This is a genomic window from Rhodococcus sp. HM1 (assembly GCF_023218075.1).
In the GTDB taxonomy this organism is placed as follows: domain Bacteria; phylum Actinomycetota; class Actinomycetes; order Mycobacteriales; family Mycobacteriaceae; genus Rhodococcus.
The window spans coordinates 1-22,923 of the sequence record NZ_JALPTB010000001.1; the positions used below are offsets into that span (position 1 = coordinate 1).

Sequence of the window (22,923 nt, forward strand, 5' to 3'; positions counted from 1 at the left end):
GTTGCGGGCCGGACCTGCACGGTCGAGCCGGGCGTTGCCGGGGTCGCGGCGGTCGCGGCGGGGTGGGTTCTTTCCGCGGGTGCGCTCACCGGCGTGGTGGTCGGCTGGTCCGGCGTGGTGGGCGCGCCGGTCGCGACCTCGGTCGGCGCGGACTCGGCGCCGGCCTCGCCGGTGCTTGCCGTCAGCGTGCCGACCGCGAGTCCGCCGCCGGTGATGACCACGATTGCGGCGGCGGCGGCGCCGATCAGCGCGAACCTGCGGGCCTTGGATCGCAGCGGTTGGACGGGCTCCCGCGGTGCGACCGCCGGGCGGGTGAACGCGGCGGGCGGGACCACCACGGACAGTTCTGTCGTGGACGCATCGTCGGCCGGGCGGATCGGCTCCGGTGTGGCGGCAGCCGGGTCCGCCAGCCTGTGCGCCGCGTCGAGCGCCGCACCGGTCGCCGCGGTGTCGGCGGGCTGGGGCGCGACCGTGACCGGCAGGCCGAGTTCGAACGAAATCGATTCGGCGACAAGGGGTATGGAGGATCCGCCACCGACGAGCAGAACGCGGCTCACATCGGACGGGTCGATGTCGGCGCCGCGCAGCGCCTCGGAGATCAGCGGCAGCGAATCTCGCACCGGACCCCGCGCGAGTTCCTCGACCTCGTCACGTACCAGCCGCACATCGCGTCGGACACCCGGCAGATCGACCGCGACGACGGCGTCGGTATCCGCCGACAACTCCTCCTTCGCCGCGCGGCACCGGGCCCGCAGCTCGGTGAGCGCCTCCACGGTGGCCGGCTCGAACAGGTCGAGGTCGACGTCGCCGACGGCGTCGAGCACATGGGTGGTCACGAGGTGATCGAGCACGTCGCCGCTCACCTCGTCGGTCGACAGCGGGCGGCCCAGCACCTCGGGTTCGGCGCCGGTGCGGAGCACCGCGACGTCGAGGGTGTGCGCACCCAGGTCGTAGACCACGACGACCTCGTCGCCGAGCGGACCGTGCGCCGACCGGAGCCAGTGCACCGCAGCCACCGGTTCGGGCATCAGCGTCGCCCAGTGCAGACCCGCGCGGTCGAGTGCCCCGCGCAGCGCGTCGACGGTGTGCTCGGGCCACGTGGCCGGGTAGGTCACCGTCGCAGCCCCGTGCGGCGGAGACGCGTGGAGCAGGCAGGACACCGCGGTCGCGGTGAGGTCCTCGCCGGTGACCGAGGTGCCGTCCTCGGACAGGATGCCGACAGGGTCTCCGACTCTGTGCACGAAGTCGGTGAAGACCCGCGTGCCCGTCTCGTGGCCCAGTTCGGCGGTGCCGTCGTCGTGCAAGCGCACGACGGTGGGCCGCCGCAGGACCGTCGGATCGTCCGGTCGTTCGGGCACGATGGCGGCAGCCACCGCGTTCGCCCATCCGATCGTGACGCCCAGTCCTGCTGTCATCGGTCGCTCCTGACGAAATTCGTGGCGGGACGGCTCCGCCGGGTCGACCGGATATGTCGTTTCGCGGCTGCCTTTCGTTAGCGGGGCGTCCGAATGGTGGGGCCCGGCCCCTATTGCCGCTCGAGCCCCTAATGTACCGACGCAGGCAGGTGGGGGTGCCGACCCCCTTGGGTGCGGGGGCCGGGGGTTCCTACGTTCGAAATCAGCCCCGAACGCTCAAGGAGATCGCGATGTCCAACGCTGTGCTCGACTTCATCCTCGCCCTGTTCCGCGACGAGGACGCCCTGGCCCGTTACTGCGAGAACCCCGACCTGGTGCTCGCCGAGGCCGGGCTGACCGACGTGTGCCACGCCGACATCGTCGCGGTCGCGCCGCTGGTCGCCGACACCGGTCTGTTCGTGGGATCGGCCGCCGACCTGACCGCCGCCCTGAGCGGAGCCGGCACGATCGCCGGCACTGCCGCCGCCGGTCTCGTGGGTGGCGCCGGGCTGGGCGCCGCTGCCGGTGCCGGGCTCGGTCTGGGTGCCGGTCTCGGTGGCGGCCTGGGTGGTGGTCTCGGCCTCGGTCTCGGGGCGGAGGCCGAATCCGAGGCGGACGGCGATCTGCACCTCGACACCGGTCTCGACATCGGTGCGGTGAGTGAGCTGGCTACCGCTCTGGGAGCGGTCCTGCAGGTGGGTGGGCAGGCCGGCGTCGAGCTGGGTGCGGCCGTCGGATCCGTCCTCGACGCCACGCTGGGCCTCGGCGGAGGAGCTGCCACCGACCTCGGCGGCGCGGTCTCGGGCGCACTCGCCGGTGGTCTCGGACTCGACGGAAGCGTCGCCGCGGACCTGGGTGCCGCGCTGGACGCCGCTCTCGGTGCGGCCGGGGGCGTGGCTGCCGGTGCCGATCTCGGCGCCACCCTCGAGGCGGCCTTCGGGGTCGGTGGCGACCTCGGCGGCCAGGTGGGCCTTGCCCTCGGGGGCCTGCTCGACACGGCACTGTCCGCCGGTGGCGACTTCTCCACCGCGGTCGACGCCGCGGTGGGCGGCGGCGCGGACCTCGGCGTCGCGGTCGGTACCGCGCTGGCAGGCGCGCTCGGGGCCGGAGCGGAACTGGGTGGCTCGCTCGGCGGTGCCGTCGGCTCCGCCCTCGACCTCGGCGCCGATCTGTCCGGCGGTGTGGACGTGTCCGCCGATGTGGGGGCAGCTGCCGACCTGTCGGCTGCGGTTGACTCGGTGCTGCAGGTCGGTGGCGAGGCCGGGGCCGGGCTGGGCGGTGACCTGGCGACCGGTGTGTCCGTCGGTGCCGACGTGGCCGCCGATCTCGGCGCGCAGCTCTCCACCACCCTCGGCGGCGGCCTGGCGGCCGGTGCGGATGTGACGGGCGGGCTCGTCGCCGACAGCCTGGTTGCGGTCGACACCGCGGCAGAGGCCGGTGGTCAGCTCACCGGTGCGGTGTCCGGTGCGGTCGACGGTGCCGTGTCCGGGGCGGCCGACGCCGCGGCCGGTCTGGCCGGTGGAGTGTCCGGAGCCGTCGACGGCGCAGTGACGGGTGCCGCGGACCTCGGTGCCGGAGTTTCGGGTGCCGTCGGGGGAGCAGCGGACCTCGGCGTCGATCTCGGCGCCGGCCTGGGAGCGGGACTGCAGGGTGCCGCGGACCTCGGGACTTCGCTGTCCGGCGGGGTCCAGGGCGCGGCGGACGTGTGGTCGTCGCTCGACCCGGGCGACGTGTTCGGCAACGCCGCAGGCACCGGCGGTCTATTCGACTCCTCGCTCGGCGGCAACGGCCTGATCGTCGGCGGATCGAGCCAGGTCGGCCCGGATTCCGTCGACATCGACGACCTCCTGAACTGAGCCGGGCCGTCATAATCACCCTCGATCGACAACAGAAGGCGAGCCGACGCAGCATCATGCAGAACACACCGGTCGACCCCGCGAGCCGTCGCGCCACACTCGCCAAACTCGTCGACGAGGCAACCGAACACACCTGCGCCGCGGGCCGCGCCGACCTCGCCGCCAGGCTCGCCGCGACCCGCACGCGGGTGGTCGATCCGCGGCTGCGGGTCGTCGTGGTGGGGTCGCTCGGCCAGGGCAAGAGCCGCTTCGTGAACGCGCTGCTCGGGCTCGACGTGTGCGCGGTGGGTGACGACGAGACGACCGCGGTCCCGACCCTCGTCCAGCACGCGGCCGAGGCATCGGCCGCACTGGTGGTCGCCGAACCGGGCGCGGACCCGGAGCGGGTTCCGATCCCGCTCACCGAACTGCACAGCGCCCACGCGGACGGACGCGAGATCCGGCGGCTCGAGGTGAACGTGCCGAGCCCGCTGCTCGCCGACGGACTCGTCTTCGTCGACACCCCGGGCGTCGGCGGGCACACCAACCCGCACACGTCGGCGACCCTCACGCTGCTCTCGTCCGCCGACGCGGTGTTCGTGGTCTCGGACGCGAGCCAGGAGTTCACCGCTCCGGAAGTGAGCTTCCTGCGGCAGGTCCGGACGCTGTGCCCCGCGGTCGCGGTGCTCGTCACCAAGACAGACCTGTATCCGCACTGGCGGGCGATCGTCGACGCCGACCGCACCCACCTGCAGCGCGCCGACCTCGACGTCCCACTGCTGCCGGTGTCGTCGCTGCTGCGCGAGCACGCGCTACGCCTCGACGACGAATCGCTGCACAGGGAGTCGGGGTTCGCGGCCGTCTACGACCACCTGCGCGACCGGGTCCTCGCCCGCGGTGCCGACGCCGACCGGCGCGCGGTCGCGCAGGACGTCGCGGGCGTCGTCGACCACGTCGCACTGGGGGTAGCCGGGGAACTCGCGGCGCTGCGCGACCCGGACGCCGGGGCCGCCGCCGTCGAGGACCTCGTCCGCGCGAAAACGGCGGCCGAGGCCCTGCGCGCCCGCGCGGCCCGTTGGCAGCAGACCCTCGCCGACGGCATCACCGATCTGGCCGCCGACATCGACCACGATCTGCGGGACCGGTTGCGGCACGTCACCCGCCTCGCCGAGGCCGCGGTCGACGAATGCGACCCCGGAAAGGAGTGGCCGCGGCTCGGGCAATGGCTCGCCGAACAGGTCGCGGAATCCGTCGGAGACAACTTCGTGTGGGCGCACGAACGGTCGACCGCCCTCGCCGCGACGGTCGCCGACCTGTTCGCCGCCGACGGGGCGACCCGGTTGCCGAACCTGCATCTCGCCGACCTGGATTCGTTGTTCGAGCCGGTCGATCCTCTCGAGGATCTCGACCCCGGACGGATCGGACCGGGCCAGAAGATGCTGGTCGGAATGAAGGGCTCCTACGGCGGCGTCCTCATGTTCGGCCTCGTCACCACGTTCATGGGTATGGCACTGATCAATCCGGTGTCGATCGGCGCCGGAGTCGTGCTCGGCACCAAGGCATATCGCGACGACAAGCAGGCCCGCATCGCGAAACGACGCCTCGACGCGAAGACCGCGATCCGGCGATTCACCGACGACGTCGGCTTCCAGGTCGGCAAGGAATCGAAGGATCGGTTGCGGTCGATCCAGCGGCAACTGCGCGACCACTTCACCGAACTCGCTGACCAGACACTGCGATCGGTGTCGGAGTCGCTGCGGGCGGCGCAGGAGGCCGCGACGGTGGAACAACAACAGCGGCAGCAACGCATCACCGAACTCGAGGAAACCCTGAAGACACTTGTCGCCCTGAGGGATCGGGCACGCGAACTGGCGGGAGCGCAAGCATGAGTGCAGTACCGGGCGCAGCCGCGTATTTGATCGCCGAGGCACGGGCGGTCTACGGCCGGGACCCGCGGGTCGCATCGCAACTGGCAGAATGCGAAGCGCGGCTGGCGCAACCGCTGCGGGTGGCACTGGCAGGCTCCCTCAAGGCGGGAAAGTCCACTCTCCTCAACGCCCTGGTCGGCCAGGACATCGCCCCCACCGACGCGACCGAGTGCACCCGCGTGGTCACCTGGTACCGCAACGGGGCCACGCCCTCGGTGACCGCCCGCTACGACGGAGACCGGTCGCGGCCCGTGCCGCTCCAGCGCCGGGACGGCCGGCTCACGTTCGACCTGGGGGATCTGACCGCCGACCGCATCGACGGAATCGACGTCGAGTGGCCCGCGCGGGCGCTGCAGCAGACCACCATCATCGACACACCCGGCACCTCGTCGCTCTCGCAGGACGTCTCGGCCCGCACGCTGGACCTGCTCACCCCGGACGACGCGGCGTCCGGCGCCGACGCCGTCGTCTACCTGATGCGCACCCTCGGTGCCGCCGACGTGCAGTTCCTCGACCGCATCGGCCGCCACGTCGGTGGGGAGTCCGGGCCGCTCGGGGTGATCGGCGTCGTCTCCCGGGCCGACGAGATCGGTGCCGGCCGTGCCGACGCGATGATGTCGGCGAAGGACGTCGCGTCCCGCTTCGCCGGGGAACTCGAACGCACCGGGCTGTGTCAGGCGGTTGTTCCGGTCGTGGGCCTGCTCGCGCTCGGTGCGCGAACCCTGCGCCAACGCGAATTCGCCGCATTCGAGGCGCTCGCCGGCGTCCCGGCCGCCGATCTGCAGGCGGCGATGCTGTCCGTCGACCGCTTCTCGCGTCCGGACATGCCACTGCCCGTCGACCCCGAGTTGCGCGCGCAGCTCGCGGACCGGTTCGGGCTCTTCGGTATCCGGATGGCCGTCGCGCTCGTGCAGCTGGGGGTCCGTGACTCCCCGACGCTCGCCGCGGAACTGCTCGCGCGCAGCGGGCTCGACGAGCTGCGGCAGGTGATCGACGTCCAGTTCGGGCAGCGCGCCGATCAGCTCAAGACCCATTCGGCGCTGCTGTCGCTCGGGCGGGTGCTGCGTGCGTGCGGCGACCGGCACCTGCTCGCGTCGGTGCAACGTGAACTCGCCGACGGACACGGGTTCGTCGAACTTCGCCTGCTCGGCCGGTTGCGCTCGCGTCCCGTCGCGCTCGACGACGAGGATCTGTTCGAGCTGCAGCGCCTCGTCGGGGGTTTCGGGATCGGGCCGCGGCAACGGCTGGGATTGCCCGACGACGCCCCCGCCCCACAGGTCCGTGCCGCGGGCGTCGCGGCGGTTCGTGCGTGGCGTGCGCGGGCCGAACACCCGCTTCTGGACCCGTTCACCGCACGGGCCGCATCGGTCGCGGTGCGCAGTGCGGAAGGTGTGCTCGCCGGCGTCTGATGCACCCGCGCGCCTGGTTCCGGTTTCAGCCGCGCGCCGGGTAGACGGTGGCGCGCGGCATGCACCGCGCCGGTGTCTTCGCCGTCGGCGGGAGTGAGTGGCGGGCGCGTTCGGCGGCTCGCGCGAAGCGATCCGCGACGACGTCGAAGCGGAACAACTCCGCCCACGTCCACCGCACGACCTCGAATCCCAGGCCGCGAATTGCGTCCTCGCGCAGCTTCTCCCGGTGGACGGACTCTGCCGTCGACTCGGGATCCCCGGCGCCGTACTTACCCATACCGTCGAATTCGCCGACGATGCCGAGTTCTTCCCAGAAGAAGTCGACGCGGGCGACGAAGGTGCCGTCGGGTGTGAACAACTCGCGTTGCAGGCTCGGTTCGGGGATCCCGGCCGAACGGAGCCGGAGGCGGCCGAGGGATTCGCCGGCGCTTTCGCTGCGTCCGTCGAGAAAGTCGACGACGCGTCGCGCCGACGCGACCCCGGCGCGCAGGGCAGCACCGTCGAGCGCGGCCGGAATTCCCACGAGAGCGGACGGATACCGCCGCAGCAGCGAATCCCCGGCGATCACCGCCTCGTCGACGGGCAGTGACCGGGCGAGGTCGACGATCGTGCGCGCGGGTGAGGTGACCGCCGCCGCGCCGACGACGAATATCTCCTCGCGCGCGATCGGCGCCGGATGGACGTGGAGGTTGTCCGTCCGTCGTCCACCCGACCTCCGGTCACGGGTGATGTGTATGCGGGACAGGTCGGGGTTCCACAGGTCGGCTCCGTGGAACAGTGCGGCGGTGACGTGGCTGAGCACCGCGTCCCAGCCGAGCGTGTGCTGCACGCATCGCCCTCGGACACGGTGCCTGGCGTCGTCGTCGAGTGCGTCGGCCTCGGCGCGGCGAAGGTACGCACCGGGCGCGACCGGAGTGAGAGCGCCACTGCGCAATGCCTGCCGCAGTTCGTCGGGGGTGATGCCGGAGGCGAGAAGGTCGGATCGGTATATCGGTGTCGGATCGGTCATGGCGGTCAGCGTGGCCGTGATTTCGGTGAATCGGGACGCTCCGATGGCGAATTGCCCAAATCTGTGGATCGAATAGGCGCCTGTGGATAACCCCGTCGCCGCAGCCGCCGACGGGGGAGACAGCGGCGCGGTGCATGCCGGGCGCGGGTGTCTGCCGGGCGCGGGGGGTAGCCCAGCGTCCACAGCGGCCGACGGGAAAGACAGCGGCGCGGTGCATGCCGCGCGCTGCTGTCTGGCGGTTGCGCGGCTGGCGGGGCTAGGGGTGATCCGCGTCACGCACTGGAACAAATACGTGACGGTTGCGGTTAAACCCCTCGACAAACCTGAGCGTGCCAGACTCAACTTGGGCTTGACTCCAGTCTCGGTGCGGGTGCAAGCTTGAGTCGGCTTCGCTCACTTGAGTCGAACAGGCTCAGGGTTAGGGCATGAAGGTCCGCGATGCAACGAGGTGTCGCGGCGAGACATTGGAGGAGAATTATGGCTCGTGCGGTCGGCATCGACCTCGGAACCACCAACTCGGTCGTTTCCGTTCTGGAAGGCGGCGAGCCCGTGGTGGTCGCGAACTCCGAGGGCTCCCGTACCACTCCGTCGGTCGTCGCGTTTGCGAAGAACGGCGAAGTTCTGGTGGGTCAGCCCGCCAAGAACCAGGCGGTCACCAACGTCGACCGCACCATCCGTTCCGTCAAGCGCCACATCGGCACCGACTGGACCGTCACCATCGACGACAAGAAGTACACGCCGCAGGAGATCAGCGCGCGCATCCTGATGAAGCTGAAGCGCGACGCCGAGGCGTACCTCGGTGAGGACATCACCGACGCCGTCATCACCGTCCCCGCGTACTTCAACGACGCACAGCGTCAGGCCACCAAGGAAGCCGGCACCATCGCCGGTCTCAACGTGCTGCGCATCGTCAACGAGCCCACCGCCGCGGCCCTCGCATACGGCCTCGACAAGGGCGAGAAGGAACAGACCATCCTCGTCTTCGACCTCGGTGGCGGCACGTTCGACGTGTCCCTCCTGGAGATCGGCGACGGCGTCGTCGAGGTCCGCGCGACCTCCGGCGACAACCACCTCGGTGGCGACGACTGGGACGAGCGCATCGTCAATTGGCTCGTCGACAAGTTCAAGGCGCAGAACGGCATCGACCTGACCAAGGACAAGATGGCCCTGCAGCGTCTGCGTGAGGCTGCGGAGAAGGCGAAGATCGAGCTGTCCAGCTCGCAGAGCACCTCCATCAACCTGCCCTACATCACGGTCGACGCGGACAAGAACCCGCTGTTCCTCGACGAGCAGCTCACCCGCGCCGAGTTCCAGAAGATCACCAGCGATCTCCTCGAACGCACCCGCGCTCCGTTCCAGCAGGTCATCAAGGACGCAGGCATCTCGGTCAGCGACATCGACCATGTCGTCCTCGTCGGCGGCTCGACCCGTATGCCCGCCGTCACCGACCTGGTCCGCGAGCTGACCGGTGGCCGCGAGCCCAACAAGGGCGTGAACCCGGACGAGGTCGTCGCCGTCGGCGCCGCCCTGCAGGCCGGTGTCCTCAAGGGCGAGGTCAAGGACGTGCTGCTCCTCGACGTCACCCCGCTGTCCCTCGGCATCGAGACCAAGGGTGGCGTGATGACCAAGCTCATCGAGCGCAACACCACCATCCCGACCAAGCGGTCCGAGACCTTCACCACGGCCGACGACAACCAGCCGTCCGTGCAGATCCAGGTCTTCCAGGGCGAGCGCGAGATCGCCGCGCACAACAAGCTGCTCGGCTCCTTCGAGCTCGGCGGCATCGCCCCGGCTCCGCGCGGTGTCCCGCAGATCGAGGTGACCTTCGACATCGACGCCAACGGCATCGTGCACGTCACCGCCCGCGACAAGGGCACCGGCAAGGAGAACACGATCAAGATCCAGGAAGGCTCCGGCCTCTCCAAGGAAGAGATCGACCGCATGATCAAGGACGCCGAGGCGCACGCGGAGGAGGACCGGAAGCGTCGCGAGGAGGCCGAGGTCCGCAACCAGGCCGAGTCGCTCGTGCACCAGACCGAGAAGTTCATCAAGGACAACGAGGACAAGGTGCCGGCCGACGTCAAGACGAAGGTCGAGGCTGCCATCAAGGAAGCCAACGACGCTCTCGCCGGTTCCGACATCGCCGCGGTCAAGGCCGCGGTCGAGAAGCTTGCGACCGAGTCGCAGGCCCTCGGCCAGGCGATCTACGAGGCCCAGGGTGCCGATGGTGCCGCTGCCGGTGACGGTGCGGCCGCCGGTGCCGACGACGTCGTCGACGCCGAGGTCGTCGACGAGCCGAGCGATACGGACAAGAAGTGAGTGCCGACAAGCGCGAGCAGGAACCGGTGACCGTCACCGACAAGCGACGGATCGACCCGGAAACCTTCGAGGTGCGCGAAGCGGATGCCGAAGCGCAGGTCGTCGAAGTGGAATCCGAGTCGCCGGCTCCTGCCGCAGGAGACGAAGCCGCACTGACCGCCGAGCCGTCGCCGGAAACGGCCGAACTCGCCGAGCGCACTGCGGATCTGCAGCGCGTCACGGCCGAGTACGCCAACTACCGGCGTCGGATCGAGCGGGAGAAGGTAGCTGCGATCGAAGGCGCCAAGGCGTCGGTGGTCGGCCAGTTCCTCGACCTGGTCGACGACCTGGATCGGGCCCGCGCGCACGGCGACCTCGAGACCGGACCGATGAAGGCCCTGAGCGACAAGCTCGTCGGCATTCTCACAGGCCTCGGCCTCGAGTCGTTCGGTGCGGAGGGTGATCCGTTCGAGCCGGATCTGCACGAAGCGGTTCAGATGGAAGGCGACGGGAACAATCCCGTCCTCGGGGCGGTCCTCCGCAAGGGGTACCGGCTCGGCGACCGTGTGCTGCGGCACGCGATGGTGACCGTGGCCGACGGCGAGCCGACCGACACTCCGGCGCAAACGCCGCCGGAGGAGTCGGGCACCGAGTAAGAAACAACAAGTACTGCGAGAGGAGGAGGCGCCCGGTGAGCCAGCGGGAGTGGATCGAGAAGGACTTCTACAAGGACCTGGGCGTCTCCCCCGACGCGTCGCAGGACGACATCAAGAAGGCGTACCGGAAGCTGGCGCGGGATCTGCATCCCGACGCCAACCCGGGCGACGCTGCCGCCGAGGAACGTTTCAAGGCGGTCAGCGAAGCGAACGCCGTGCTGTCCGACCCCGCCAAGCGCAAGGAGTACGACGAGACGCGGCGGCTGTTCGCGTCCGGCGGCGGTGGGTTCGGCGGCTTCCATCCCGGTGCCGGTGGCGGCTTCACCAGCACCAACTTCGACATCGGCGACTTGTTCGGCGGTGGCGCGGCCGACAGCGGACTGGGCGACCTGTTCGGTGGCCTGTTCAACCGTGGCGGTGCCGGCGGCACGACCCGCACGCGTCCCCGCCGCGGCGGCGACGTCGAAACCGAGACGACTCTCGACTTCCGCGACGCGGTGCAGGGCGTCACCGTGCCGTTGCGCATGACCAGCCCCGCACCGTGCACCACCTGCCACGGCAGCGGCGCCGAGCCGGGCACGAGCCCGCGGGTGTGCCCGTACTGCAACGGCAGCGGGATCGTCTCGCGCAACCAGGGTGCGTTCGGCTTCTCGGAGCCGTGCGACGACTGCCGCGGCACCGGGTCGATCATCGACAGCCCGTGCAAGGACTGCCGTGGCACGGGCATCCAGAACCGGACCCGCACCATCACCGTGCGAGTGCCCCCGGGCATCAAGGACGGTTCCCGGATCCGGCTCGCCGGGCAGGGCGAGGCGGGACTGCGCGGCGCGCCGTCGGGCGACCTGTTCGTCACCGTGCACGTGCGTCCCGACAAGGTGTTCGGCCGTGACGGCGACGACCTGACCCTCGTATTGCCGGTCAGCTACGGCGAACTCGTTCTCGGGGCGACCGTGTCGGTGCCGACCCTCGACGGTCGCGTGGGTCTGAAGATCCCCCCGGGCACGGCCGACGGACGCGTGCTGCGCGTGCGCGGCCGCGGCGTACCCAAGCGCAGCGGTGGCGCCGGCGACCTGCTGGTCACCGTCAAGGTCGCGATCCCGCAGCATCTGGACGACCAGGCCATCGACGCCCTGCGTGTCTATCTGCATGCCGAAAAGAACAGCGGCTTCGATCCGCGTGAGGGATGGGCAGGTGCATGATGTCGGAACCGAGGCAGCCGCGTGGTCATTCCGGCGACCCGGACGCCCGCGTGTACGTGATCTCCGTGGCGGCGGAACTGGCCGGGATGCACGCGCAGACGTTGCGCAACTACGACCGGCTCGGCCTGGTCACGCCGCACCGCACCAGCGGTGGCGGTCGCCGGTACTCGCCGCGCGACGTCGAACTGCTGCGTGAGGTCCAGCGCCTGTCGCAGGACGAGGGCGTGAACCTGGCGGGCATCAAGCGCGTCATCGAACTGACCAACCAGGTCGAGGCTCTACAGCAGCGCGTCGCGGAACTGACCGCCGAGGTCGAGCAGCTGCGCAGCGCGCGCCGCGACCTCGTCCCGATTCCGCGCAGCAACGCCCTCGTGGTGTGGAAGCCGCGCCACCAGCGCGACTCCTGACCTCCGGGACACTACCGAATCCGATTGACGGGAACCGACACTCGGCTCGACCGGGGGACGGTTCCCGTCTGCGTCGGAGAGGGTTACACCGCCCGGACTGCGTCCTCGAGCACATCGAGCGCCTCGACGAGCAGTTCGTCGGGGATCACCAGCGGCGGCAGCAGTCGGATCACGTTGCTGTAGGTGCCGCACGTGAGCAGCACGACGCCCTGGGCGAGCGCGGCCGCGGCGACCGCAGCGGTCGCGACCGGGTTGGGTTCGCGACTTCCGGGCATCACGAACTCGATCGCGAGCATCGCCCCGCGCCCGCGCACCTCCCCGACGATGTCGCATTCGTCGGCCAGCGCCTGCAATCGCGGCACCGCGATGTCGGCGATGTGCCGGGCGCGGGCAGGCAGGTCGAGATCACGCATCCGGGCCAGTGTCGCGAGCGCCGCCGCGCACGCGATCGGATTGCCGCCGTAGGTACCGCCGAGTCCGCCGGGGTGCACGGCGTCGAGCAGGTCGGCGCGCCCGGTGACCGCCGCGAGCGGCAGGCCGCCCGCGATGCCCTTGGCGAGGGTCATCAGGTCGGGCACCACCTGTTCGTGCTCGCAGGCGAACCAGCTACCGGTGCGGGCGAAGCCGGTCTGCACCTCGTCGGCCACGAACACGACACCGTGGTCGCGTGCCCAATCGGCCAGTGCCGGAAGGAAACCGGGTGCGGGCACGATGAATCCGCCCTCTCCTTGGATCGGTTCGATCACGATCGCCGCGACGTTCTCCGCGCCCACCTGCTTCTCGATCAGCGTGACGGCGCGGCGCGCGGCCTGCTCACCTGTGACCGGGGTGCCGTCGTATCCGAGGCCTTCCCGGAAGGGATAGGACATCGGCACCCGGTACACCTCGGGCGCGAACGGACCGAAACCGTGCTTGTACGGCATGTTCTTCGCAGTCATCGCCATCGTCAGGTTCGTGCGGCCGTGGTAGGCGTGATCGAACACCACGACGGCGTCGCGCCCGGTGGCGATGCGGGCGATCTTCACCGCGTTCTCGACCGCTTCGGCGCCGCTGTTGAACAGCACCGTGCGCTTGGGATGGTCACCGGGGGTCAGTTCCGCGAGCCGCTCGGCGACCTCGATGTACCCCTCGTACGGGGTGACCATGAAACAGGTGTGGGTGAATCGCCCGGCCTGTTCCCGAACTGCCTCCACGACAGCCGGATCGGACGCACCGACGCTGGTGACGGCGATTCCGGCACCGAGGTCGATCAGGGAGTTCCCGTCGACGTCGACGATGACGCCGCCGTCCGCGTCGGCGACGTAGACCGGGACGGACGATCCCACCCCGGCACCGACCGCCTGCCGGCGCCGTTCGGTCAGTTCCGTCGAGCGGGGCCCCGGAAGGGGAGTGCGGAGGCTTCGCCGCTGGGGAAGTCGGTATGCGAGGTTCATGACGGGCGTTCCTCGGTCGGTGCTGCGGGTGTGTCGTGCGTGTTCGGGTTGGGGCCGCTGTGCCGCGGCTACCGCCGGCGACAGTTCGTAGCCGGCGTGGGCCGCAGCGATACCGGTGACCTCGACGATATCGGCGCCGGCCGGGTTGAGCCGGAGAATGCGCAACATGCGACGTCGACCGGATCGGCGCCTCCGCCAGGGCGACCGCTGGCCGGGAGGATCGGTTTCGGCCCCGATACAGGCGCTCCTAGTGTCTCGGCACGAGCACGGTCCCCTACCGGCGTGTATCGGCCGGATTCGAAAGAGGTGTCCCATCGTGAACAGCAAGAGCGCCGCGGTCGACGTGGTGATTGTCGGTGCAGGTGTCGCCGGAATGTATGCCGCGCACACGTTGTGCCGGCACGGATTGACCGTCCAGGGGTTCGAGTCGGCGGGAGGAGTCGGGGGCACGTGGTACCACAACCGGTATCCGGGCGCGCGCTGCGACGTGGAGAGCGTCGACTACTCGTTCTCGTTCGACGACGACCTCCAGCAGGAGTGGACGTGGTCGGAACGGTTTGCGACGCAGCCGGAAATCCTCGCCTATCTCGAGCACGTCGCCGACAGGTTCGATCTGCGGCGTCACTTCCGGTTCTCGACGCGGGTGGTCTCGGCGGAATTCGACGAGGCCGACTCGGTGTGGCGGATCCGTACCGACGACGGTGAGGTCACCACCGGCCGGTACTGCATCTTCGCCACCGGATGTCTTTCTGCCACCAACCTTCCCGACATTCCGGGACGTGACGACTTCCGGGGCGAGGCGTACCACACCGGTAGCTGGCCGCACGACGCGGTCGACTTCGCCGGTAAGCGTGTCGGGGTCATCGGGACGGGATCATCCGGGATGCAGTCGATTCCGCTCATCGCGGAGGAAGCCGATCATCTGTACGTCTTCCAGCGCACAGCCAACTATTCGATCCCGGCGGGCAACCGTCCCTTCGATGCCGAGACCATGCGCGAAATCAAGGCGACCTACGCGGAGCGACGCCGCCTGTCCAGACTCAGCGGAGGCGGGTCACCGTTCACCCCGTACCCCCACAGCGCGCTCGATGTCACCGACGAGGAACGCACCAGGATCTACGACGAGTGGTGGAACCGTGGCGGAGTCCTGTTCAGCAAGGCGTTCCCCGATCAGCTGACCGATCTCGAGGCCAACGACACCGCCCGTGTGTACTGGGAGAACAAGATTAGGCAGATCGTGACCGATCCGGAGCTGGCCGCGACGCTGATTCCCGACGATCATCCGATCGGGACGAAGAGGATCGTCACGGATTCCGGCTATTTCGCAACCTTCAACCGCGACAACGTGACCCTCGTCGATCTCGAGCGCACCCCGATCGACCACATCACCGAATCCGGCATCGCGACCACCGAGGGCCAGTACGATCTCGACATCATCGTCTACGCAACCGGTTTCGATGCCATGACCGGCGCGTTGAGCCGCATCGACATCCGCGGTCGCGACGACCGGCGTCTGGTCGACGAATGGGCGGCCGGCCCTCGTACCTACCTCGGGCTGGGGGTGAACGGATTCCCGAACATGTTCCTGGTCAACGGTCCCGGTAGCCCGGGACCGCTGGCGAACATGGTGCTCACCTCGGAGCAGCACCTCGACTGGATCGTCGATTGCATCGAGTACATCGACGAGCGGGGAGCCGCGACCATCGAAGCCGACTCGGATGCGGTCGACGCGTGGGTCGCCGAATTGAACGAGCGGGCATCGACAACGCTGTTCCCTTCGGCGAACTCGTGGTACCTGGGGGCCAACATCCCCGGCAAGCCGAGGGTGTTCATGCCGTTCATCGGCGGATTCGCAGCGTACGGCCAGATCCTCGACGAGGTTGCCGAGGCGGGCTACAAGGGATTCGCCCTCGGCGGTCCGGCCCGAAAGGTGTTGTAGTGCGGAAGATGACAGGATCGCGTGTTCTGGTCACCGGCGCGGCAGGGGGCATGGGCAGAAGTCATTGCGTGACCCTGGCGCAGGCGGGGGCCGACGTGCTCGCGCTCGACCTCGAGGACACGCGCCACGAACTCGACGCCACCGCAGACGCGGTCCGTGCTACCGGACGAACCTGCGTCGCGGAGACCGCCGACATCCGGGACACGGCGGCGTTGCGGGCGGCCGTCGACCGGGGAGCGAGCGTGCTCGGGGGTCTCGACGTGGTGGTCGCGAACGCGGGTGTGTACGACGTCCCCGGCCCGTCGTGGACGATCGATCCGCAGACGTGGCGTCGGTCGCTGGACGTGAACCTCACCGGCACGTGGAACACGGTCCGGGCGGGAGTCGCGCATTTCGCGGGTGGCGGGTCGGTGATTCTCGTCAGTTCCACGGCGGGTATCAAGGCGATTCCGTCCGCGGCGCACTATTCGGCGGCCAAGCATGCCGTGATCGGCCTTGCGCGCACGCTGGCGAACGAGCTCGGTTCCCGGTCGATCCGGGTCAACACGGTGCACCCCGGGTCGGTGCGCACTCCGATGATCATCAACAGCCGGGTGTTCGCGAGATTGTGCCCGGACGTGGACAACCCGACCGAGGCCGATGCGGCCGCTGTGCTCGCGTCCCGCAATCTGCTGCCGGTTCCGTGGGTGGACCCGGTGGACGTGAGCAATGCGGTGCTCTTCCTGGCGAGCGAGGACTCCCGTTACATCACCGGCACGCAACTCGTCGTCGATGCCGGTCTGACCCAGAAGGTTTGAGATGAGTGGACGTTTGGACGGAAAGGTCGCGCTGATCACGGGCGCGGCCCGGGGCATCGGACGTGCACAGGCCGTGCGCTTCGCACAGGAAGGCGCCGACATCGTTGCCGTCGATCTGTGTGGACCGACCGAGACGGTGTCGACTCCACCGTCGACGCGGGAAGATCTCGAGGAAACCGTGTCGCAGGTGCGGGCTCTCGGTCGCAAGGCCGATCCGTACATCGCGGACGTGCGCGACCTCGAGGCGCTGCGGGAGGTGGCAGATCGCGGCGTGGAGGCGTTCGGGGGAATCGATATCGTCTGTGCGACAGCGGGAATCACGTCGTCGGCACCCTCCCTCGAGCTCGACGACACGGCATGGCAGACGATGCTCGACGTGAACCTGACCGGGGTGTGGCACACCTGCACCGCGACGGTGGAGCACCTGATCGCACGTGGGGGAGGATCGATCGTCATCACCAGTTCCATTGCGGGACTGAGGGGTTTGGTCGGAGTGTCCCACTACACCGCGGCCAAGCACGGCGTGGTCGGCCTGATGCGGGCCCTGTCGGGGGAGGTCGCGCAGTACGGGATCCGTGTGAACACGGTGCATCCGACCAACGTGAACACGACGATGATCCAGAATCCCTCGGTGCGCAAGGTGTTCCGGCCCGACAGGGACGAGCCCACGCTCGACGAGTTCGCCGAGGCCGCCAGGACGATGAACATGCTGCCGATCCCGTGGGTCGAACCCGTGGACGTCGCCAACGCGTCGCTGTTCCTGGCCTCGGACGAAGCCCGGTACATCACGTCGGTGGCGCTTCCGGTGGATGCGGGCAGCACGCAGCGCTGACCCGACGAATCGTCTGCAGGGGTGAACCGTCAGACGCGGCGGGGACGCCACCCTTCGATCAGCGGTGTCAAGGCATGGATGTGGAGGGCGCGCAGGTCCTCGATGCGAGGCTGCTCGGCACCGAAGAGCCACTCCATGTATGCCGCGCGGGAGGCGGTGAAGATCATCTGGGCGACGAGGCGGCGAAGGAAGCGGTCGTCGGCGTAGATCGAGGAGCGGGCGAGCAGGTCGGCGAGACTGTCGATGAGCCGGTCCTCGGTGTATTCCCAGCGGAGGCGGTACTCGGGTGAGGCCATGAGGAGCTGGAGCAGTTGACGCCAGCCGCCGGCGTCGTCGGCGAGTTCGGCGGTGAGCGCACCCACGATCACGGCGACGACGTCGTTGCCGCCGGGGCGGGCATCGAACTGCTCGACCAGGCTCTCGGCGGACCGTTCGAACAAGGGGGACACGACGTCTTCCTTCGCTGCGAAGTGGCGGTGGAAGGTCCGTACCGACACCCCCGCCTGCTGTGCGATGGCGTCGACGGTCACGGAGGTCGAGTTGTTCTCGAGGAACAAGTCCCGAGCAGCCGTCGCTATCGCAAACCGCACGTCGGCATACCGGCGCTCGGCCAGAGTGCTCGCTCGTCTCTTCGGCATGGCGCGCCTTTCTCGTGATCGTCGACGACAGGATCGGGGTGATCGATGTGAATTCTCCCGTGTCCTCGCCGGCGGTAGGCGGTCCGGGCTTCGCGACGGGTGCGCCGGAGTGATCTCGACTGCACTGTTGTGAGTGTAGTCACATGGTGGCATAATCTGCCAATCAAGGCAGTTTGTGCCACGTTGGAGGTTGTCTTGCAGTCGTCGAATCGTGCCGAGTCACCCATTGCCATGGTCGATCGCATCATGTCCGTACTCGAGGCCTTCTCGGGTGGTGAATCCTTGACGCTGGCGCAGGTCTCGCGTCGAACCGGTGTGCCGCGATCGTCCGTGCATCGGTTGCTCACGCGTCTGTCGGAGTTGGGCGCGCTCGACCGAACCGGCTTCGAGTACCGCGTCGGAATGCGGCTGTTCGACATCGGCAGTCATGCGCTCGACAAGGACGCCGTGCACCGGGTCGCGTTGCCGTACATGAACCGGCTCGGCAGAGCCACCGGTGCCAGCGTGTACCTCGCGACGCTTTCCGGCTCCGACATCGTCTACACCGAGGGAATCTGGACGGATTGGGCGGCGCCTCGCCGTCCCGGCATCACCCAGCCCGCCCACCTGACGGCGGCGGGCAGGATGCTCCTCGCGTGCCTTCCCGAGGACGAGCTCCTCGATCACCTTCCCGGCAACCCGGGTTCGCCGCGGCCGAACTCCGGTTCGGCGGCGGACCTGCGCAGGGAACTGCGTGAGATCCGTGAACGCGGAGTGTGTGTCAGCCGCGGCAGCATCGTGCGGGATTCCGTCGCCTACGCGGTCCAGATCGGTCCGCCCGGCTACGCGACGACCGCGCTGAGCGTATGGGGCCCCACCGAACAGATGCGCTCGACCGAGATCGTCTCCCTGCTCCGGCAGACCGGACGCGCGATCTGGGATGCGGCGCAGCGCGGAGCCGGGCGTCCGCCGCAAGAGTGGCGGGGCGGCGCGCACCCGACGGGCGAGAAAGGCGATCGCCGGGTTTCCCCGGCCTACGCTGCCGTCGGGCTCTGACCGGCGGCCCGACGGTGAGGAGCAGGTTTGTCCGACCGAGCGACGGAGACCTTCACTCCGGCCGGTCGTCGCCCGGGGATGGGGCGGCGTGGCGATGGGCGGCCACCAGTTCGGTGCCGGCCTCCCGGAGTGTGTCGGTCGGTTCGATGCCCAGGATGCGCAGCGCGCTGTCGGCGACGAGTCCCGCCGACGCCGGCAGCGGGCCGTCGGCGGGGGCCGCGATCGTCGGGTCGTCCGCGCGGATCGCGATCACCGATTCGGTGACCCGCACCGGCAGGGCGCACCGCGGATCCTTCGGGTCCGCGACGACCTGCGCTGCGAGAGTCCGGTAGATGCCGTGCAATTCGCGGCGTTTGGCGTGGAATGCGGACAGTCCCGGCGCATCCGCCTCCGGAATCAGGTACAGCCGGCCCAGATTGGACCGGTCCGTCAGTAGATTCCACGAGTCGCCCGCCGTCAGGGCCCACAGCAGCAGCGCGGGATCGCCGCCCAGCTCGGCGAGGGTGCGCGCGTACCGCAGCGACGGCTCGACCGTCGAATCGAGCAGCGCCGCGAGAATCGATTCCTTGGTGGGGAAGTGGTGGTAGAGCGACGCCTGCCGAATTCCCACCGAGTCGGCGATCGCGCGGGTCGAGGTCGCGGCGAAACCCCGCGTGACGAACAATTCGCCTGCGGCATCGAGGATTTCCTCGCGGCCCGACGCGCCGGGGCGTCGGCTCTCCACGAGGCGCGGTCGTCCGGGTCCGGTCACGCTGACTCACTCTGCCACATCCCGACCACTCGTTCGACGATCGGCACGAACGGTGCGGCGGGGACCCGGTGATCGCTGTCCGCGGCGGCCATTGCCGCCCGCGAGGCATCCATCCACGCGGTGCGGTCGATGCGGCGCAGGTCGAACGGCAGCCCGGCGCGGCGGGCGAGGACGGCGAGCAGCGTCGTCGCGGTGCGGCCGTTCCCCTCCCGGAACGGATGCACCGCAACGAGATCCGCAACGATGGCGGCTGCGGCCGAGGTGAATTCGGTGGGGCAGAGGGTGGCGGCGCCGGCCTCGAGTGCCGCCGTGCGCGCTGCGAGATGCGGAACCGGCAGGAACCTCGCGTCGGCCTTGCGCAGGTCGACGATGCGCTGCTGCCCGGCCCACGGATAGACGTCGCCGAACAGGTGCTGGTGGATCGACGCGACGAGCGGAACGTCCGGCACGATCGCCCCCAGGTGGATCTCGGCGATCCGCGCCGCGCACACGCGATGCTCGGCCTCCGCCAGCGCGGCCGGATTGGCGAGTCCGATTCCGTTGCGCAGCACGGATGTTCCGCGCACGTAGTAGGGGCGGTAGCGGCGCAGCAGTCGGGGTCGCTGCTCGCTCGGGTCGAGCGCGCGTGCCGCCGCGACCGCGGCGGCGATGTACTCGCCGCGCCCCAGCATCCCGGTCGCGAACGCGGTGAGGGCGGCGCGGGCGTCGTCGTCGGGTCGCCACCCTTCGAGTTCCTGCGCGTGTATCGCCTGCGCGACGGCGTACTCGGCGTTCACGGCCCGTCCGGGCGGGTGAACGACGACGCGGACAGTCGATAGTCGAGGACGCGCTGGATGCCGGCGACCGTGCGCGAGACCCACCGGATGGTGGCGCGCTCGGAGGGACGGAACCCGGTCAGGGGCTCGGGGCCGTCGATGCCGGGGCCGGAGAGGGCGCGGCGCGTGACGATGTCGAGGATCTCGTGGTGGCAGCGCTGCAGGTCGGCGATCTCGTCGACCTCGAGGTATTCGCCGGGCCGGGCCGCGGCCAGGCGCTCCCCGGTGGCGTGCCCGCCGGTCCCGCCGGCGAGTGCCGCCCAACGCGCGATCTTGCGCACGGGGGTCAGCAGATCCTGCTTGAGGTCGACGTTCGGGGCGGAGACCAGCGGAAACGCCGGCCGCACGTGCGGCCGGTGGGCGAGCGCGTCGGACAGGACGGCGTTCAGGCAACGCGGATGGGCGCGGATCGCAGCGGCGAGCACCTCGCTCAGATCGGGGTCGGGACGGTCACCGACCGGGCGTGCGTCGGCGAGCAGTCCGATCATGACGATGCCACGGTCCTCGAGCGGGTCCGCGGCCCAACGGGTGATCGCGGCGCGCCATTCGTCCGGGGTGCGGCGCAGTCGTCGCTGCAGCGGGGTGGCTCCGTTCGGGTCGACGATGACCCCGGGTACGCGCAGGGCGGCGGCGTCGAAGCCGTCGTGGGGGGTCCCTGTGACGGCCAGGGCATCGAGGTCGGATCCCGGCAGTGCCTCGCCGCGGCCGAGACTGCCGGTGACCCACACCTGGGTGTCGGTGCGCCCGTCGAGGGCGGTGCGCAGTTCGTCGACGCACAGCCGCGACCATTCGGCCGCGATGTGCTCAGACGTTGCCCCGCGGGCGAATTCGGAGCGCAGGCGCGCGTGGTCGGTGGTGGTCGGCATGCAGCGATAGTGACACACCGACGCCGTGTCACACGTTCGCAACACAGGTAGCCCATTCGAAACATTGCCGTCACCGCGCAGGAATGAGCGCACCTAAAACTGTCACCCGACAGGTTTTGACGGTTGCGCGAATCGAGGACACCATGGCATTGACGACGCCCGCCGCGGCGCCCCCCGAAAAAGGCGGCGACGCAGTAGATCTCGCCGAATTCGGCTACGAACAGCAGCTCCACCGCTCCCTCGGGAAGTTCGCCTCGTTCGCGGCGGGATTCTCGTTCGTCTCGATCCTCACCACGATCTTCCAGCTGTTCGGCCTGGGCTTCGGGTTCGCCGGACCGGCCTTCTTCTGGACCTGGCCCGTCGTGTTCGCCGGCCAGTTCCTCGTCGCCCTGTGCTTCGCCGAACTCGCCGCCCGCTACCCGCTCTCCGGTGCGATCTACCAGTGGTCCCGCCGCCTCGGCGGCGAGGTGCTCGGCTGGTTCGGCGGCTGGTTCATGATCCTCGCGCAGATCGTCACCGCCTCCGCCGCCGCGATCGCCCTGCAGGTCGTGCTGCCGACCGTGTGGTCCGGCTTCCAGATCATCGGCGACGACACCTCGCTCACCTCGCCCAGCGGCGCCGCCAACGCCGTCCTGCTCGGCACCGTCCTGCTCGTCGTCACCACCACGATCAACTGCGTCGGGGTGCGCTGGATGGCGCGGGTCAACACCATCGGCGTCATCTGCGAGATCGTCGGTGTCATCGCAGTCATCGGCGTCTTCTTCACCCACGCACAGCGCGGCCCCCAGGTCGTCTTCGACACGGGCATCCACGCAGGTCAGAGCGGCTACGGATGGGCGTGGATCGCCTCCGGCCTGATGGCCGCCTACGTCATGGTCGGGTTCGGCTCCGCCGGCGAGCTCGCCGAGGAGACCCGCGACCCCCGCCGCGTCGCCCCGCGCACCATCCGCATGGCGCTGAGCGTGTCCGCACTCGGCGGCGGCCTCATGATCCTCGGCGCGCTCATGGCCGCACCCAGCCTCACCGACGGCCGCCTCGCCGCCGAAGGCCTGCCGTACGTGCTCGACACCGTGCTGTCCTCGCCGTGGGGCACCGTGCTGCTCGTCGACGTCGCCATCGCGATCCTCATCTGCACCCTCGCGATCCAGACCGCCGCCTCCCGCCTGATGTTCTCGATGGCCCGCGACGAACGCCTCCCGTTCTCCAAGACCCTCGCGACCGTCAACCGCCGCACCGGCACCCCCATCGCCCCGTCCATCGTCGTCGGCCTCGCCTGCGTCGCGGTGCTGCTGCTCAACGTCGGTAACTCGGCGATCTTCTCGACCCTGGCCAGCGTGTGCATCATCGCGATCTACCTCGCCTACCTGCTGGTGACCGCCCCGATGCTGTACCGGCGGCTGACCGGCGGCTGGGTCTCCGGCGACGGCGGCACCGACGCCGAGGGCCGCCCGCTGTTCTCCCTGGGCCGCTGGGGTGTGCTCGTCAACGCCCTGGCCGTGCTCTACGGGCTGGTGATGGTCGTGAACCTGTCGTGGCCGCGCGCCGAGATCTTCGACCCGGCGGGCGACACCCCGATCCTGCGCTGGGCCGGACCGATCTCCATCGTCGCGATCGTCGCCCTCGGCATCCTGTGCTTCCCCCGCGGCCGGACCCACCCGCGCCCCGTCCGCTCGCTCTGACCG

At 69.7% G+C, this 22,923-nt stretch carries 19 protein-coding genes; 12 read left to right on the plus strand and 7 right to left on the minus strand.

Annotation, left to right across the window (positions count from 1 at the left end):
- On the minus strand, positions 1–1,415 hold a 1,415-nt coding region (locus tag M1M07_RS00005), incomplete at its 3' end, for an Hsp70 family protein (RefSeq protein ID WP_248672877.1).
- Positions 1,416–1,645: 230 nt separating this feature from the next.
- Between M1M07_RS00005 and M1M07_RS00010 the strand changes: the two genes are divergently transcribed.
- Genes M1M07_RS00010 through M1M07_RS00020 form a run of 3 tightly spaced genes read left to right on the plus strand, consistent with a single transcriptional unit; the run spans position 1,646 to position 6,566 of the window.
- Positions 1,646–3,250 (plus strand): IniB N-terminal domain-containing protein, encoded by a 1,605-nt coding sequence (locus tag M1M07_RS00010; protein ID WP_248672878.1) that lies wholly within the window; start codon positions 1,646–1,648, stop codon positions 3,248–3,250.
- Positions 3,251–3,306: 56 nt separating this feature from the next.
- Entirely contained in the window at positions 3,307–5,118 is a 1,812-nt protein-coding gene (locus M1M07_RS00015; RefSeq protein WP_248672879.1) for a dynamin family protein, read from the plus strand.
- Positions 5,115–6,566, plus strand: coding sequence for a dynamin family protein (locus M1M07_RS00020; protein WP_248672880.1), 1,452 nt, complete (start codon positions 5,115–5,117; stop codon positions 6,564–6,566). The genes M1M07_RS00015 and M1M07_RS00020 overlap by 4 nt, the downstream gene beginning before the upstream one ends.
- Before the next feature lie 25 nt (positions 6,567–6,591).
- On the opposite strand, the gene M1M07_RS00025 is transcribed toward M1M07_RS00020, so the two are convergent.
- Positions 6,592–7,575: a hypothetical protein gene (locus tag M1M07_RS00025; protein WP_248672881.1), complete on the minus strand. Its 984-nt coding sequence runs from the start codon at positions 7,573–7,575 to the stop codon at positions 6,592–6,594.
- Between the two features lie 477 nt (positions 7,576–8,052).
- On the opposite strand from M1M07_RS00025, the gene dnaK reads away from it, so the two are divergent.
- The 4 genes from dnaK to M1M07_RS00045 are packed head-to-tail and all read left to right on the plus strand — an operon-like array spanning position 8,053 to position 12,135.
- Positions 8,053–9,894 carry a molecular chaperone DnaK gene (dnaK, locus tag M1M07_RS00030; protein WP_197250938.1) on the plus strand — a complete coding sequence of 614 codons (1,842 nt, stop codon included), beginning with the start codon at positions 8,053–8,055 and terminating at the stop codon, positions 9,892–9,894.
- Entirely contained in the window at positions 9,891–10,529 is a 639-nt protein-coding gene (gene grpE / locus M1M07_RS00035; RefSeq protein ID WP_197250939.1) for a nucleotide exchange factor GrpE, read from the plus strand. Before dnaK ends, grpE begins: the two co-directional genes overlap by 4 nt.
- 35 nt (positions 10,530–10,564) lie before the next feature.
- Complete coding sequence (gene dnaJ, locus M1M07_RS00040) at positions 10,565–11,728, plus strand: molecular chaperone DnaJ (protein ID WP_248672882.1); 1,164 nt, start codon at positions 10,565–10,567, stop codon at positions 11,726–11,728.
- The gene (locus M1M07_RS00045; protein WP_197252087.1) at positions 11,728–12,135 is read left to right on the plus strand and encodes a heat shock protein transcriptional repressor HspR; all 408 of its coding nucleotides are present in this window, start codon (positions 11,728–11,730) and stop codon (positions 12,133–12,135) included. The genes dnaJ and M1M07_RS00045 overlap by 1 nt, the downstream gene beginning before the upstream one ends.
- A gap of 83 nt (positions 12,136–12,218) precedes the next feature.
- Here M1M07_RS00045 and gabT read toward each other — a convergent pair whose 3' ends face one another.
- Positions 12,219–13,568, minus strand: coding sequence for a 4-aminobutyrate--2-oxoglutarate transaminase (gabT, locus tag M1M07_RS00050; protein ID WP_248673008.1), 1,350 nt, complete (start codon positions 13,566–13,568; stop codon positions 12,219–12,221).
- A 316-nt stretch (positions 13,569–13,884) separates the two neighbouring features.
- Here gabT and M1M07_RS00055 point away from each other — a divergent pair, with 316 nt between their 5' ends.
- The 3 genes from M1M07_RS00055 to M1M07_RS00065 are packed head-to-tail and all read left to right on the plus strand — an operon-like array spanning position 13,885 to position 17,136.
- Positions 13,885–15,507 (plus strand): NAD(P)/FAD-dependent oxidoreductase, encoded by a 1,623-nt coding sequence (locus M1M07_RS00055; RefSeq protein WP_308200751.1) that lies wholly within the window; start codon positions 13,885–13,887, stop codon positions 15,505–15,507.
- 8 nt (positions 15,508–15,515) lie between these two features.
- The gene (locus M1M07_RS00060; RefSeq protein ID WP_248672883.1) at positions 15,516–16,304 is read left to right on the plus strand and encodes a mycofactocin-coupled SDR family oxidoreductase; all 789 of its coding nucleotides are present in this window, start codon (positions 15,516–15,518) and stop codon (positions 16,302–16,304) included.
- A gap of 1 nt (position 16,305) precedes the next feature.
- On the plus strand, positions 16,306–17,136 hold the full coding sequence (locus M1M07_RS00065; RefSeq protein ID WP_248672884.1) for a mycofactocin-coupled SDR family oxidoreductase: 831 nt from the start codon (positions 16,306–16,308) through the stop codon (positions 17,134–17,136).
- A 29-nt stretch (positions 17,137–17,165) separates the two neighbouring features.
- Here M1M07_RS00065 and M1M07_RS00070 read toward each other — a convergent pair whose 3' ends face one another.
- The gene (locus M1M07_RS00070; RefSeq protein ID WP_248672885.1) at positions 17,166–17,774 is read right to left on the minus strand and encodes a TetR/AcrR family transcriptional regulator; all 609 of its coding nucleotides are present in this window, start codon (positions 17,772–17,774) and stop codon (positions 17,166–17,168) included.
- Between the two features lie 246 nt (positions 17,775–18,020).
- On the opposite strand from M1M07_RS00070, the gene M1M07_RS00075 reads away from it, so the two are divergent.
- Entirely contained in the window at positions 18,021–18,809 is a 789-nt protein-coding gene (locus M1M07_RS00075) for an IclR family transcriptional regulator (RefSeq protein ID WP_248672886.1), read from the plus strand.
- A gap of 52 nt (positions 18,810–18,861) precedes the next feature.
- Here M1M07_RS00075 and M1M07_RS00080 read toward each other — a convergent pair whose 3' ends face one another.
- From M1M07_RS00080 to M1M07_RS00090, 3 genes are read right to left on the minus strand one after another with little or no spacing between them, the layout of a single operon-like run.
- Complete coding sequence (locus M1M07_RS00080; RefSeq protein WP_248672887.1) at positions 18,862–19,560, minus strand: TetR/AcrR family transcriptional regulator; 699 nt, start codon at positions 19,558–19,560, stop codon at positions 18,862–18,864.
- Entirely contained in the window at positions 19,557–20,336 is a 780-nt protein-coding gene (locus tag M1M07_RS00085; RefSeq protein ID WP_248672888.1) for a Fic family protein, read from the minus strand. Before M1M07_RS00085 ends, M1M07_RS00080 begins: the two co-directional genes overlap by 4 nt.
- A complete protein-coding gene (locus M1M07_RS00090) occupies positions 20,333–21,241 on the minus strand; it encodes a putative nucleotidyltransferase substrate binding domain-containing protein (protein ID WP_248672889.1) in 909 nt (302 codons plus the stop codon). The genes M1M07_RS00085 and M1M07_RS00090 overlap by 4 nt, the downstream gene beginning before the upstream one ends.
- Positions 21,242–21,384: 143 nt before the next feature.
- On the opposite strand from M1M07_RS00090, the gene M1M07_RS00095 reads away from it, so the two are divergent.
- Positions 21,385–22,920, plus strand: coding sequence for an amino acid permease (locus tag M1M07_RS00095; RefSeq protein WP_248672890.1), 1,536 nt, complete (start codon positions 21,385–21,387; stop codon positions 22,918–22,920).
- Positions 22,921–22,923: the final 3 nt, after the last annotated feature.